Below are 15,065 nucleotides of genomic sequence, written 5' to 3' on the forward strand. Positions count from 1 at the left end.
CGGGTGCGGTCGCCGCCGGCGCCCGTCGGCGTACGGCCCGTCGTGGTGCGGTCCGGCGCCTCGGGTCACCGGCCCTCCGGCCGGACGAGCGTGCGCAGGGTGGCCTCCACCAGGCCGGCGAGGCGCTCGATGCTCGCCCGTTCGTTGAGGTTCCGGCTGAACCGGAAGCCGACTCTCAGGGCGCCGCTGTAAACTCGGCAGTCGATCATGAGGCGGTGCATGCGCTGCAGCTTCGGCATCGGCCACGCGTCCTCGATGGGCGGGCCGAGCACCGGAGACTCCTCCACCACGTTGTCGAAGTCGCCCCAGTTGTTGAGCAGGATGTGCGGCTTGCCCAGCGGCGCCAGGGCCTCGGCGGCCCCGGGACGGGCGCCGATGTAGCGCAGCAGGCCGAAGCCGAGCCCCTTGCGCGGTACCGCCTCCAGCTGCGCGGCCACCGAATCGAGCAGCGCGCGGGCACCGCCTTCCTCGGGCACCTCGAGCAGCCTCGGCGAGGTCATCGAGAACCGGCCGATGGCGCGCGAGAGGTCGAGTTCGTCGCCACCGAGCTCGCGGCCGCGGGCGACCATGTCGACGATGACCGAACTCTGGCCCGACCACTCGGTGAAGCCGCGGAGCGTAGCAGCGAGAAGGGCCTCGTTGACCGACAGGCCGTAGGCGCGGCGCATCGCCAGCCGCAGCGCCGCCGTCTCCTCGACATCGAGTCCGATGACCACCGACTCCTCGGTGGACATGCAGTCCTCTCCGCCCTCGTGGTCGAGGGGCCAGTGCGGCACGGGCCGCTTCGCCAGCGCGGTCCAGTACGCGGCGTCCGCGTCGAGTTCCGGGGAGCGCGCGAGCCTGTCGAGGTTGCGGGCCCATGCCGCGAAGGACGACGTCGGCGGCTCCAGCTGCGGCTGATTTCCGGCGGCGAGGGCCGTGTAGGCGGCCTGGATGTCCTCCATCAGGACGTCCCAGGAACTGTTGTCCATGAGCTGGTGGTGGACGACGACGATGAGCGTGTCCGGCCGGTCGGGCCCGAACTTCACCAGCGCGACGTGCAGCAGCGGCCCGTTGGCGAAGTCGAGCTTGCGGTGCAGTGCCGCGTCGAGCCGCTGGAAGGCCACCTTCTGGGCCGCCGGATCGAGGGCGGACAGATCGACGCTGGTGAACGGCGTGCGCTCGAAGCGCTCCTGGACCTGGACCCGGTAGGTGCCCTGGTCCTTCGGGAAGCAGATGCGCAGCGACTCGTGGTGCTCCAGCACGCACCCCACGGCGCGCTCCACCAGCTTCGGGTCGAGGGGTGCGACCGCCTCGAAGATGAACGGATGGGTGTAGGTCTCCTTGTCCGGGAAGTCCCGCTCGAGGAAGGCGAGATGGGAGGGCACCAGCGGAACCGGTCCGGTGTCGGCACCCTGGCCGGCGCTCGCCGCCGGTGCGCCCGCGACCTGTGCCAGCCCGGCGATGGTGGGGTGTGCGATGAACTGCGCCGGCGTCACCGCGATCCCCGCCTTGCGCGCCCGGTCCACCACACGAATCACATGCAGCGAATCACCGCCCAGCGCGAAGAAATCATCGTCCGGCCCCACCACGGACAGCCGCAGCACGTCCCGCCAGATCCCCGCGAGTGTCTCCTCGGCCCGCTCACGCCGCCCGCCGCCGGCCACCTTCGCCAGCCCGGCGATGGTGGGGTGTGCGATGAACTGCGCCGGCGTCACCGCGATCCCCGCCTTGCGCGCCCGGTCCACCACACGAATCACATGCAGCGAATCACCGCCCAGCGCGAAGAAATCATCGTCCGGCCCCACCACGGACAGCCGCAGCACGTCCCGCCAGATCCCCGCGAGTGTCTCCTCGGCCCGCTCACGCCGCCCGCCGCCGGCCACCTTCGCCAGCCCGGCGATGGTGGGGTGTGCGATGAACTGCGCCGGCGTCACCGCGATCCCCGCCTTGCGCGCCCGGTCCACCACACGAATCACATGCAGCGAATCACCGCCCAGCGCGAAGAAATCATCGTCCGGCCCCACCACGGACAGCCGCAGCACGTCCCGCCAGATCCCCGCGAGTGTCTCCTCGGCGCGGCTGCTCGGGGCCGTGGCGCGTGCCGTGACCGGTGGTGCCGTGGTCGTGGCCAGCGCGCCACGGTCGACCTTCCCGTTGGGCAGCCGGGGCAGGGCGTCGAGCAGGACCAGGGTCGGGATCATGTAGTCGGGCAGCTTCTCGCGCAGCGCGGCCCGCAGGCTCTCGGCCGTCGCGCCGCTGCCCGAGGACAGCGCCACGTGGCCGACCAGCCGACGCTCGTCAGGGCCGTCCGCCACGCACAGCACGGCGCACTCGGCGACCCCGTCGCACGCGGACAGCACCGAGGCGACCTCCGCCAGCTCCACCCGGTGACCCCGGATCTTCACCTGGTCGCCGATCCGGCCGAGGAACTCCACCTTGCCGTCGGGCAGCAACCGCCCCCGGTCGCCGGTGCGGTAGAGCCGGCTGCCCTCGGCCCCGTAGGGGTCGGGGACGAAACGTTCGGCCGTGAGCGCCGGGTCGCCGAGGTAGCCGAGCGCGAGGCCGGTCCCGCCGACGACGATCTCGCCCTCGTGCCCGACGGGCACCGGCCGCAGCCGCCCGTCCAGGACGTGCACCCGCGCACCGCCGATGGGGCGCCCGAGCGGTACCACCGCGCCACGGCCCTCCCGCTCGTCCGCGACCGGCGCGGCCGCGACGATGCCGGTGGTCTCGGTCTGGCCGTACATGTTGACCAGCCGCGGCGTGGCGCCCGGCGCCGCACGCAGCTCCTCGGGCAGGTCGTACAGCAGCGGTTCGCTCGCGGTGAGCACGAGCTCGGGCCGCCATCCCCCGTGCTGCGCCAGCGCCGGCTGGACGACCCGCAGGTAGGACGGTACGAGGTCCAGCACCTGCACCCCGTGTCCGGCGGCATACGCCAGCAGCGTCTCGGGCGAGGCGATGACGTCGCGGTCGGCGACGACGACATGGCCGCCGTGCGCGAGGGGCACCGCGAACTGCCGTACGGACGACGAGAAGCCGAACGACGCGGTGTGCAGGTACACCGGTTCCGCGGGCAGCCCCACGGCTTCCGGCAGTGCCTGCACGTACCCGGCCAGGCCGCGGTGGGACAGCACGACGCCCTTGGGCAGGCCCTTCGTGCCGGAGGTGTAGACGACGTAGGCGGGCAGATCGGGTGAGAGGTCCACCAGCGGCGCCGGGTCGGTCAGGACCGGCATCTCGGCCTCGACGTCCTCCAGCACCAGCAGCCCGCCCGGTGCCTCGCCGGCCGAACCGGCCAGCGCCCGCGAGGTGACGGTCAGCGCGGGCCGCGCGTCGGCGACGATCGCCGCGCGGCGCTGCGCCGGATACGCCGGGTCCAGCGGCACGTACGCGCCGCCCGCCTCCATCACGGCCAGCGCGGCGACCAGGAACTCCACGCCCCGGTCGAGGTACACGGCCGCGGTCGCCCCGGGCCCGACGCCGGCGGCGGCGAGCACGCGCGCCAGCGCCCCGGACCGGCGCCGCAGCTCCCCGTAGGTGAGTGTGGTGTCGCCGCAGGTGACGGCCGGCGCGTCGGGGCGCAGAGCGGCCTGTTCGACGAAGCGCGCGACGAAGGTGCGCGCGTCGGCGTCCGCCGGCAGCTCGGGTCCCCGGCTCAGCGCGTCGATGCGGCGCCGCTCCTCCTCGGTGAGAAGGTCCAGGTCGCCTAGGACCCTCTGCCGTGGATCGGCGACCAGCCGTTCGAGGAGCGTCTCGAAGCGGTCCATCATCCGCGCGACGGTGTCCGCGTCGAACAGGTCCGTGCTGTACTCCGCCTGGCCTTCGAGCCCGCGCTCCGTCTCCCACAGGTCGACGACCAGGTCGAAGCGGGCGGTGTGCTGCTCGCCCTCCAGCTCGGTGAGCGTCAGCCCGTCGCCGGGGTCGGGCAGTACGTCGTTCTGGTTCTGCAGGGCGAAGCGGACCTGGAACAGCGGCGAATGACTGAGGCTGCGCTGCGGCGCGACGGCGTCCACCACCATCTCGAACGGCACGTCCTGATGGGCGTAGGCACCGTGCGCCCTCTCCCTCACCCGCTCCAGGAGTTCGGCGAAGGTCGGATCGCCGGACAGGTCGACGCGCAGGGCGAGGGTGTTGGCGAAGAAGCCGACCAGCGGCTCCAGTTCGGTCATGGTGCGGCCCGCCACAGGGGTGCCGACGGTGATGTCCCGCTGTCCGCTGGAGTGGGCCATCAGCACATCGAACCCGGCGAGCAGCACCATGAACGGCGTCACGCCCTCGCGGCGGGCGAGTTCGGTGACGGACCGTGACAACTCCGGACCCCAGCGCATCTCGTGGCGTGCGCCCCGGAAGCTCTGCGCCGCGGGCCGCGGCCGGTCGGTCGGCAGCTCCAACATGGGTACGTCCGCGAGCGTCCGCTTCCAGTAGGTGAGCTGGGAGTCCAGCTCCGCGCCCTTGAGCCACGACCGCTGCCAGCGCGTGTAGTCGACGTACGTGAGCGGCACCGGCTTCAGCGGCGAGGGCTCACCCTCGCGGAAGGCGCGGTAGAGGGCGACGAGTTCGTCGAGCACGATGGCGACCGACCAGCCGTCCGAGACCGCGTGGTGCAGGGTCATCACGAGCACGTGTGCGTCCGGCGCGAGGCACAGCAGCCTGCCGCGCAACAGGGGGCCTTCGCTCAGATCGAAGGGGGTACGGGACTCCACGTCCACGAGTTCGTCGACGAGCGCCCGCTGCTGTGCCTCCCCCTCCAGGTTCACCTCGTCGAAGGGCACATGCCGGGCCGGCAGGATCGCCTGCATCGGCTCGCCGTCCAAGGAGGGGAAGTACGTCCGCAGCCCGTCGTGCCGGGCCCACAGCGCCGCGAACGCCTGCCGCAGCGCGGCCCGGTCCAGCGCGCCGTCCAGCCGCAGGGCGATGGGCACGTTGTAGAACGAGCTGTCCTCCGCGAGACGGCTCAGGAAGTAGAGCCTGCCCTGCGCATACGACAGGGGCGCGGGTGTGGTGCGCGGTGTGGGCACGACCCGCCGCCGCCGCGGCTCGCCGCCGAGGCCCTCGATCCGCGCCGCCAGGTCCGCCAGGGACGAGGCCCGCAGGAAGACCCGCAGGGGGATGTCCAGGCCGAGCGCGTCCCGCAGGCGGGCGACGGCCTGTGTCGCCAGCAGCGAATGCCCGCCGAGTGCGAGGAAGCCGGCGTCCCTCCCGACCTCGGGCAGTCCGAGCACCTGACCCCAGACCTCGGCGACGGTCCGCTCGAGCGGTGTCCTGGGCACGTCCGCCGCACCGTCCGGTACGGCGCCGCCGGCGACCGTGGGGTGGGGGAAGGCGGGCCAGTCGATCTCGCCGTCGGAGGTACGCGGCAGGGCGTCCAGCACGACGAGGTGCTCCGGGACGGTGCGGGCGGGGATCTCTCGGGCCAGGGCGGCGCGCAGGGCGTCCGCCGTGGTGGCGGCGGTGCCGTCGCCTGCGTCATGGGCCGCGGTGTCCGGCACGGCGACGTAGGCGACGAGCGCGGTCCCGCCGGGCAGGTCGGTGCGCGGCGCCACGACGGCCTCGCGCACCTCCGGGAGCCGCTCCAGCACGGCCCTGGCCTGCGCCGGTTCCGTGAGCTGCCCGGCGACGCGTACCCGGTCGTCCACGCGCCCCACGTACTCGACGGCGCCGTCCGGGCCGACCCGGACGAGATCGCCGGTGCGGTGCAGCCGGGCGCCCGGCGCCTCGCTGAACGGGTCGGGCAGGAACCGCTGCGCCGTCAGGTCCGGCCGGTGCCAGTAGCCGAGGGCGACACCGGCGCCGCCCAGCCAGAGCTCGCCGACGGTCCCGGGGGCGGCAGGCCTGAGGGCCCCGTCGAGGACGTGGAAGCGGGTGCCGGGGCCAGGAGCGCCGTCGGTCCCGCCCGCGGCGGGGGCCTCGGCCGTGAAGTGCGCCGTACGGCCCGAGAGCAGCGTGCCGAGGACATCGGCGACGGCCAGGACGAAGCCCGCGGGGGCGCCGCCTGCGGCACAGTGGTGCGCGAGGCTGCGGTGGGTCACAACGAGCCCCTCGGGCCGCGACGTGACACCGGGGTCGTACAGGACACAGCTCGCGCTCTCGGGAAGCGGCCGCGCCGAGCCGCCCGCCGGGGCCGGCCCGTCGGGGTCCTCCTCGACCAGCACCCGCGGCCGCCCTGCGGGGAGTGCGCCGGCGTGGCGCGCGCTCGTCAGGAGGACCGTCACGTCGGCGTCGTCCAGCAGGCGCGCGATCACGCCCACCGGGTGGGCAGGGTCGACGGGCACGCAGACGGCGCCGGCCTTCAGCGTCCCGAGTACGCCGGCGACGAGGTCGACGCCCCGCTCGAGGCAGAGTGCCACGCGCGCCCCGCTCCCGGCGCCCGCCCCACGCAGCAGCCGCGCGAACCGGTCCGCCCGCTCGTCCAGCTCGCCGAAGGTCAGGGTGCGCTCACCGTCGACGAGCGCGGGCAGGTCCGGCGTACGGCGTACCTGGCGCTCGAACTCCTCGTGCACGCACCGCCCGTCGAACGGCATCGGCTCGTCGGCGGTGCGCAGGGCCTCCTCGATCCGCCGGGCCTCCTCGTCGGACAGGAGAGGGGCGTGTCCGACGGTCGTACCGGGCTCATGGGCGAGGTGCCCGAGCAGCGTGCCGAAGCGCCGGACCAGCTCGGTGACGGTCCTCGGGTCGAAGAGGTCGGTGGCGTACTCGAGGGTGCCGTGCAGTTCGCCCGCGCCGTCCGGCCACAGCTCCAGCGTCAGGTCGTACTTCGCCGTACCGGTGTGGTGGTCGACGGTGGTGACCCGCAGTTCGCCGACCGTGTCGTCCATGGCCTGGTCGTCCAGCAGCGCGAAGCTCACCTGGGCCATCGGCGCATGGGCGAGGCTGCGCGCCGGGTCGACGGCCTCGACGACGCGGTCGAAGGGGACGCCGCTGCGGGCGAGGCCCTCCTGGGTCACGTCGCGGACCCGGCCGACGAGTTCGCGGAAGGCGGGGTCGCCCGAGGTGTCCAGCCTGAGGGCGATGGAGTTCGCGAAGAAGCCGACCACGTTCTGAATCTCGTCCAGCGGCCGGTTCGCGACGGGCGTCGCGACCGTGACCTCGCCCTGCGTGGAACATCGGGACAGCAGCGCGGCGAAGGCCGCGAGCAGCACCATGAACGGGGTCGCCTGCTCGGCGCGGGCGACGTCCTGCACGGCCGACCAGGTCCCCGAGGGCAGCGTGAACCGGTGCAGCGCGCCGCGGAAGCTCTGCACCGCGGCCCTGGGCCGGTCGATCGGCAGGTCGACGGTCGCGGGCGCCCCCCGCAGCGTCCGCCGCCAGTAGTCGAGCTGCGGAGCGAGTTCGTCCTCGCGCTTCGGCTCGGCCTCCCAGGCCGTGTAGTCGGCGTACTGCACCCGCAGCGGCTCGAGTTCGGCCTCGCCGCCCCGGACACCGGCCGCGTAGAGCTTCATCAGCTCGTCGATCACGATGCTCATCGACCAGCCGTCGCACACGCTGTGGTGGATGACGAGGAGGAGGACGTGCTCCGCGGGGTCGCACTGGAAGAGCCGGACGCGGGCGAGCGGCCCGTGTTCGAGCGAGAACGGCCGGGCCGCCTCCGCCTCGAGCGCCGCGACGAGCCCCGCCCCGGCGTCCGCGTCGTCCATCAGGACGACGGGCGTGAGGCCGGCCTTGATCTCCGGCAGGATCCGCTGCACCAGGCTGCCGCCGGGGGCCGGGAACACGGTCCGCAGCGACTCGTGCCGTGCGAACACCTGCCGCACCGCCGTCTGCAGCACCTCGGTCTTGAGCGGACCGGTGAGCCGCAGCGCCACGGACAGGTTGAAGACCGCGCTGCCCGGGCTGAGCTGGTCCATGTACCACAGGCGTCGCTGTGCGGCCGACACCGCGAGCTGCCCGTCGCGGGGCACGGGGACGACGGAGTCGGCGGTCCGGGCGCCCCGTCCGGCGAGGCGCTTGGCGAGTAGCGCCCGCTTCGCGGGGGACATGGCGTCGAGACGGGCCTGCGAGACGGCCTGCCGTGCGGGGCCCGTGGCGCTCATCGGGCGGATTCCTTCTCGGACGACGCGGTCCGCGCCATGTGGGCGACCAGGCTCAGCGGTCGCATGTCCGTCCAGTTCGCGTTGATGAAGTCGATGCAGGACGCGCGGTCGGCGACACCGTGGGAAACCGTCCAACCGGCAGGCACCTGAGCAGACCCGGGCCACAGCGAATACTGGCCTTCGGCGTTCACCACCACGAAGAAACGTCCATTCGGGTCGTCGAGGGAATTCGACATCACGCCTCACTCTTTACGCTGGGTTCTTTTCTCGATGAGCAGCACGTCGATCCGCTTGCGGGGAGTGGACCCGAGTGGAGTCCGCAGGCTCAGTCCCACGCCCAGTTGTCGGGAACCGACGACGTGGTGTCCTGAACGGACACTTCGTGACCGGTCGCGGCGCCGGCCTCGGTCGCCTGCGCGGCGGATATCACGGGAAGGCTGAAAAGCACGGAGAGGAGAGTCACTCCGAAGGCCTTCTTGATACAAAGAGTCATCTCAACCTCACAGTTTTCGGGCGTGCCGAAGCAGCGCGGACGGGAGCGCGACATCGCAGAGAGGGAATTGCGTCCTTCCGGAGGCCCCCAGCCTTCGTGGGGAAGGCAGTTCCGGTCGACTCGCTAGAGCCTGGCCCGACAGCGGGCCCCGTGCCAGCGATCTCCGATGGCAGGTGGCGGACATGGCCTACAGCGGCCAGCCGGGGACACCGAACGCGCTGCTGACCGTTCGGTGTCATGACCTCAAGCGGCCCGGCCCATCAGGTCCCGCCGGCCGGGCCCAGCCCATATGTTCGCCACTGGGGCCGGGCCACCCGTTTTTCCGCAGTCACACCTCGGCCACCCACTCCGGTTTCCCGTCCCGAAGCTTCACGAACCTTCAGGAGTAAGCCAATGTTCATCTCAACAGGCCTGTCCGAGAGGGCCGTCGAGCTCTGGGTCGTCGGTGTCGTGGAGGAGGCGCTGCGGGCCGGTCCCGTCACGCCTGTGGACAGTTTCCACGACTTCGGCGGCTCATCGCTGACAGCCATGCGGATCTGCATCCGCATTCACAAGGAGACGGGTGTGGAGATCGCCCCCGAGGCGCTGCTCGACAGCGACACGATCGGCCAGTTCGCCGACGAGGTGGCCGCCCGGAAAAACAAGTGACCGCGAATCATCCGATGAGAGAGATGGCCCTGATTCACGAGGCGGTGAGCTACCACGCGCGACACGATCCGGACGCCGTCGCCCTGGTCGAAGGGGACGAACGCATCAGCTACGCGGACCTCGACGCCGCGTCCGAAGTCCTCGCTCTGCGGTTGCGTGAACGAGGTGCCGGCCCGGGACGCCTGATCCCGGTCGTCCTGCCACGGTCGGCACAGCTCGTCGCCGTGCTGCTCGGGATTCTCAAGTGCGGGGCCGCCTATGCCGCGTTGGACGTCCGTTGGCCACCGGCACGCGTACGCGCCCTGCTGGACCTCATCGATCCGCCCCTGGTCGTCACCCGCGACCCGCTGCCGGGTGCCTCGTCGCCCACCTGGGCGCCGCCGGCCGGCCCGCCGCGACGGCCGGCCGGCACCTGTTCGGACGTCCTTCCGCGGATCGACGTCGCACCGGGCGATCCGGCCACGGTCTTCTTCACGTCGGGTACGTCCGGCCGGCCCAAGGCCGTGGTCTCCCCGCACCGGGCGACCACGCGACTGACGCCGACGACGGCCCTCTGGTCGGGGCCCGGACGCGTCACAGCACAGGCTGCGCCGGCCTCCTGGGACGCCTTCTCGCTGGAGGTGTGGGGGACGCTCACCGCGGGGGGAACCTGCGTCGTGGTCCCGTCCGCCCGCCTTCTTCCGTCCACGCTCCGCGCCCTGGTGCGCGAGGCCGACGTCAGCACCGTCTTCCTGACCACGTCCCTGTTCCACCTCTTCGTGGAGGAGGACCTCGGAGCCTTCCAGGGGCTGAGCGACGTCCTCACCGGTGGCGAACGCCTGTTGGCCGGTCCGGCCCGCCGCTTCCTGACCGCGTACCCCGACCTGCCTCTGACGAACTGCTACGGCCCGGTGGAGAGTTGCGTGTTCGCCTCCGTCCACAGGGTCACCGCCGGTGACTGCGCGGCCCCGGACGGTGTGCCGCTGGGCACCGCGATACCGGGTACGGAGATCCACGTCCTGTCCGGGAACACGCCGGTGACTCCCGGCGCGACGGGGGAGATCTGCATCTCGGGCGACGGTCTGGCACGGGAGTACCTGGGAGCCCCCGAGCTCAGCGCACGCAGCTTTCCCGTCGTCCCGATCGGGAGCCTTCCGACGAGGATCTACCGGACCGGCGACCTCGGGCGGACGGACCACCGCGGCGTGCTCCACTTCCGCGGCCGGTCCGATCGCCAGATGAAGATCGCAGGCCACCGCGTCGACCCGGAGGAGATCGAGGAGGCGGGGCGGAGCATCCCCGGCGTGCGCGACTGCGTCGTCGCGGCCACCGCGGACCACCTCGGAAGCGGCACCCGACTGGCCGTGTTCTACACCGTCGACCCGGCACCCGGCCCCGGCAGCCGGGACCTGCGGCCGTCCGCACTCCGCAGCGAGCTGGCGACACTGCTTCCCGCCCACCTCGTGCCGCACGTGGCCCGCCCGGTGCCGGAACTCCCCCTCACCGCGAACGGGAAGATCGACCACGCGGCCCTGCAGGCGTACCCGGCCGTGCCCGTCACCACCAGCCCCGTGAACAGGAACTCGTGATGACCACCAGCCTCCCCGGGCACGCACACCCCGAGCCCTCCACAGTCACCTACCCGATGTCGTACGAGCAGGAGTCGATCTGGCTCACCGATGCCGTCGGCGACAGCACCGGGCTGTACGTGGAATCGTGGGTCCACCGCATCCGGGGCGACTTCAGCGCGGCTGCCGCGCAGCAGGCCCTGACCGGCATCGTGCGCCGGCACGAATCCCTGCGCAGCCGACTCCACATCCACGGAAACCGGGCCCGCCAGGAAGTCCTGCCCCCCATGCCGGTGCCCCTCACTCGGTGCCGGGTGTCCCCCGCGGACCTGCAGGCAGCGATACGTGAGGTGGTGTCCCGGCCCCTCCCGCTGGATGAGCCTCCGCTGCTGCGCGCCTGCCTGCTGGAGGTCGGCGAAGGGGATGCCGTGCTGGCGGTGGCCGTCCACCACGCGGTCGTCGACGGATGGGCACTGCACCTGCTCGACGAGGAGTTCAGCGACCTCTACGGCGCGGCACTGACGGAACGCGCCCCCGAACGCCCCGAACCGCCCCTCCAGTTCGGTCCGTGGGCACTGCGGCAGCGAACGTCCGCGGGACTGCGGGAAGTCGTCGACGCCTACTGGAAGCCCACCCTGGCCGACGCGCCGTCGGAGTCGACCTTTCCCCTGGATCACCCCCGCCCCGAGGTTCTCAGCCACCGCGGCGGCCTGGTCGAGTTCGCTCTCGACGCGGACCTCACGCGCCGACTGCGAGGCCTGGGCCGGCGGTTCAAGGCCACACCGTTCGTCGTGTACGCCGCCGCCGTCACCGCCTTGCTCGCCAGGCACGGTCAGCAGGACGTCGTCCTGGGAACCCCGGTGTCGCGACGCGACGGCCCCGAGCTGGAACCGATGATCGCCTGCCTGACGGACGTCATGCCACTGCGGCAGACCGTCGAGCCGGCGCGGTCGTTCGGTGAACTCGTCCTGCACACGAAGGAGACGGTCCGCTCCGTCACCGCGCACAAGGACGTGCCCTACACCATGCTGGTCCAGCAGACGGGAGCGCCGCGCAGCCGTTCTCGTCCCCCCCTCTTCCAAGTCGTCCTGACCGTGGACGACGCACCCGCTCCGGGACTGTCCCTGCCCGGCGCGCAGGCCGAGCGGCTCTACCCGCACGACGGGACTGCGAAGTTCGACGTCTTCTTCCACCTGATCCCGGCACGCGACGGCTGGCTCGGGCGGCTGGAGTACGCCGAGGACCTCTTCTCCCCTGAGACCGCCCGCCAACTGGTCGAACGCCTGCGGCTCTTGCTGCTCGACGCGGCGGACGACCCGGCCCGCGCGGTGGGAGACCTCGCGGTGACCACCGCCGCCGACAGGTCCCTGCTCGACACATGGGCGGACGGGCCGTCCCCGAGGGGGACCCCGTCACCGGCCCACCTTGCCGTGGCCCGGTCCGCCCGGTCGGCACCTGATCTGACGGCGGTCGTCCACGGCCGCGACCACCTCACCTACGCACAGCTCGAAGCCGAATCCGACGCGCTGGCCGCGCACCTGCTGACCGTGGCGCACCCCGGTGACCGCGTCGGCGTTCTGCTGGAACGGACGGTCCGACTGCCGATCGCGGTCCTGGCCGTGCTGAAGGCCGGCTGCTGCTGCGTGCCCCTCGACCCGGCCTATCCCGCCGAGCGGATCACGTTCATGCTCCGCGACAGCCGCTGCGGCGCCGTCTTGACCAGCAGCCGGCTCCAGCACCACATCACCCGGCTGCCGGACGTGCCCCCACTGCTGCTGGACGAACACCGGCCGACGGCACCCGGCCTCCGACCGGGCCTGCCGGACGTTCACCCGGAAGACCCGGCCTATCTCCTGTACACGTCCGGGTCAACGGGCCGGCCCAAGGGCGTCGTGATGCCCCACCGGTCGCTGGCCAACCTCGTCCAGTGGCAGTCGCTCCGGTCCGCGCGGGGAGCCACGACCGCCCAGTTCGCGCCGCTCAGCTTCGACGTCGCCTTCCAGGAACTGTTCAGTACCTGGGCGGCACGCGGCACCCTCGTGCTCGTCGACAACGAGGTGCGACGCGACCCGGCCCGACTGCTCGCGCTGATCCGGACAGCGGCGGTCGAACGCCTCTTCCTTCCCTATGTGGCCCTCCAGCAGATCGCCGAGTACGCCGCCGCCGACGACTGGCACGGGCCGTCCCTGCGCGAAGTGATCTGCGCCGGCGAGCAGTTGTTCGTCACCCCGGCGATCAGGGACTTCTTCACACACCGCACCAGTGCTTCGCTGGAGAACCAGTACGGTCCCACTGAGACGCACGTGGTCACCGCCGAACGCCTCTCCGGCGACCCCTCCGCATGGCCGGACCGCCCGAGCATCGGCCGCCCGGTGCCCGGAGCTCGAATCCGTGTCCTCGACGACCGGCTCCGGCTCCTTCCCCCCGGAGCGGTGGGCGAGATCTGCATCGGGGGAGAAAGCGTCGCGACCGGTTACCTGGCACGTCCCGACGCATCACGCCAACGGTTCGTCCAAGACCCCCACGATCCCGGCGCCGGCCGCCTGTACCGCAGTGGCGACCTGGGGAGGTTCCGGCCCGACGGCACGATCGCATTCGCGGGACGACGAGACGGACAAGTGAAGATCCGCGGCCACCGAGTGGAATGCGGCGAGGTCGAAGCCGCGGTGAAATCGGTCCCCGGCGTCACCGACGCGGTCGTGACGGTCGACGCCACCGTCGTCCACGACAAACGGCTGATAGCCCACTACATACCCGCAGGCAGTGCCGCCCCCGACGCGCGGGAACTGCGCCGCACCCTGCGGAGCCGGCTTCCCGAGCACCTGGTTCCCTCCGTGTGCCTCGCGGTGCCCGCCTTTCCCCTGACCCCCAGCGGCAAAGTGGACCGCGCCGCCCTGCGGCCCCCGGCACCTCGCGACCGGCGCTCCGCCGCGGAGGACGCCACACGCGGCCTCGACGCCACGGAGCGCCGAGTGGCGGCGCTCTGGAGCGAACTCCTGGGAGCCGACCGTATCGGGCCGGACGACGACTTCTTCGCTCTGGGCGGCAATTCGGTCCTGGCCGTCCGACTGCTGCTCAGGATCCGCGAGGAGTGGGGGGTCCAGCTCACCCTCGGATCGGTGTTCGCCGCTCCGACGGTCGCGCGCTTGGCGGGAGTGCTCGCCGACGGCGCACCGCCGGTGACGCCCGATCCGCTGCCGGACGCCGGACTCGACCCCACGATCACACCCACGGCCACCGTCGTACGGGTCACACGCGAGCCCGAACACCTACTGCTGACCGGGGCGACGGGCTTCCTGGGAGCCTTCCTGCTCCGCCAGCTGCTCACCGCCACCCCGGCCACCGTGCACTGCCTGGTGCGGGCGAGTGGAACCGGGTCGGGAACGAAGCGGATACGCGCGGCACTCGAGCACTACCAACTGTGGGACGACGCCTTCACCGAGCGCGTCGTGGCGGTCCCCGGCGACCTGGCTCAGCCGCAACTGGGCCTGTCCCAGGACACCTTCACCCGTCTGAGCCGTCACGTGGACGCGGTCTACCACGCCGGAGCGAGCGTCAACCTCACCCAGTCGTATCGGCAGTTGGAGAACGCGAACGTGCGCGGCACGGCCGAGGTGCTGCGCCTCGCCGCCTCGTCCCGGTCGGTGCCCCTGCACCACATTTCCACCGTGGGCGTGTACGCGGGCGACCTGGCCGGCCGCACGCACATCCGTCCGGAAGACCCCCTCCCGCCCGCGGCCACTCTGTGGAACGGCTATGCGCAGAGCAAATGGGCTGCCGAGATGTTGCTGGTCGAGGCGAGAAGACGCGGGCTCCCGGTCTCGATCTATCGTCCGACCCGCATCGCCGGTGACACGGCCCGCGGTCTGTGCCAGCCCTCCGACTATCTCTGGCTCCTGCTGAAAGGGTGCGTCGAGGCCGAACTGGCTCCGGCCGACCCGGAGACCGACTTCGATCTCGTCCCGGTCGACGTCGTCAGCAAGGGCGTGGTCGAACTGTCACTCATGCCGGAAGCGGCCTCCGGCACCTTCCATCTGGCCGGCGGCCGGAATCTCAAGCTGGCGACAGCGGTGGACTGGCTGTGCGGCATCGGGTACCGGATCACGGAAACCTCGTTGACCGCCTGGCGGGACACGCTGGCGCAGGACGAAACCAACGCGGCCTTCCCGCTGCTCTCCCTCATCTCACCGGAGGAATCGCTCGGGATGAGGGATGCCGCCCCCTCATTCGACGCGGAAGGCACCTGGGACGTGCTGTCGAAGCGCGGCATCACCCTTCCGGAGATGAGCAGGGAGTATTTCGCCGCGCAGGTTCACGCGTTCGTGAAAGACGGGTTTCTCCCGCCGCCGCATTGAGGAAGCGCTG

Annotated in this window: 6 protein-coding genes; 3 read left to right on the forward strand and 3 right to left on the reverse strand. The window is 72.0% G+C overall.

Annotated elements, in window-relative coordinates; all coding sequences use genetic code 11:
* Window positions 1-65 precede the first annotated feature (65 nt).
* From OHS82_RS03390 to OHS82_RS03400, 3 genes are all read right to left on the reverse strand, one after another.
* Window positions 66-8,012 carry a non-ribosomal peptide synthetase gene (locus OHS82_RS03390; RefSeq protein ID WP_328433230.1) on the reverse strand — a complete coding sequence of 2,649 codons (7,947 nt, stop codon included), beginning with the start codon at window positions 8,010-8,012 and terminating at the stop codon, window positions 66-68.
* Window positions 8,009-8,248: an MbtH family protein gene (locus OHS82_RS03395; RefSeq protein ID WP_057574885.1), complete on the reverse strand. Its 240-nt coding sequence runs from the start codon at window positions 8,246-8,248 to the stop codon at window positions 8,009-8,011. Before OHS82_RS03395 ends, OHS82_RS03390 begins: the two co-directional genes overlap by 4 nt.
* Before the next feature lie 89 nt (window positions 8,249-8,337).
* The gene (locus OHS82_RS03400; protein ID WP_157876255.1) at window positions 8,338-8,559 is read right to left on the reverse strand and encodes a hypothetical protein; all 222 of its coding nucleotides are present in this window, start codon (window positions 8,557-8,559) and stop codon (window positions 8,338-8,340) included.
* Window positions 8,560-8,898: 339 nt separating this feature from the next.
* Here OHS82_RS03400 and OHS82_RS03405 point away from each other — a divergent pair, with 339 nt between their 5' ends.
* The 3 genes from OHS82_RS03405 to OHS82_RS03415 are packed head-to-tail and all read left to right on the forward strand — an operon-like array spanning window position 8,899 to window position 15,055.
* Window positions 8,899-9,153: an acyl carrier protein gene (locus OHS82_RS03405; protein WP_328433231.1), complete on the forward strand. Its 255-nt coding sequence runs from the start codon at window positions 8,899-8,901 to the stop codon at window positions 9,151-9,153.
* Between the two features lie 23 nt (window positions 9,154-9,176).
* On the forward strand, window positions 9,177-10,721 hold the full coding sequence (locus OHS82_RS03410; protein WP_328433232.1) for an AMP-binding protein: 1,545 nt from the start codon (window positions 9,177-9,179) through the stop codon (window positions 10,719-10,721).
* Window positions 10,721-15,055, forward strand: a complete 4,335-nt coding sequence (locus OHS82_RS03415; protein ID WP_328433233.1) for a non-ribosomal peptide synthetase — start codon at window positions 10,721-10,723, stop codon at window positions 15,053-15,055. The genes OHS82_RS03410 and OHS82_RS03415 overlap by 1 nt, the downstream gene beginning before the upstream one ends.
* Window positions 15,056-15,065 lie beyond the last annotated feature (10 nt).

This window comes from Streptomyces sp. NBC_00425 (genome assembly GCF_036030735.1).
In the GTDB taxonomy this organism is placed as follows: domain Bacteria; phylum Actinomycetota; class Actinomycetes; order Streptomycetales; family Streptomycetaceae; genus Streptomyces.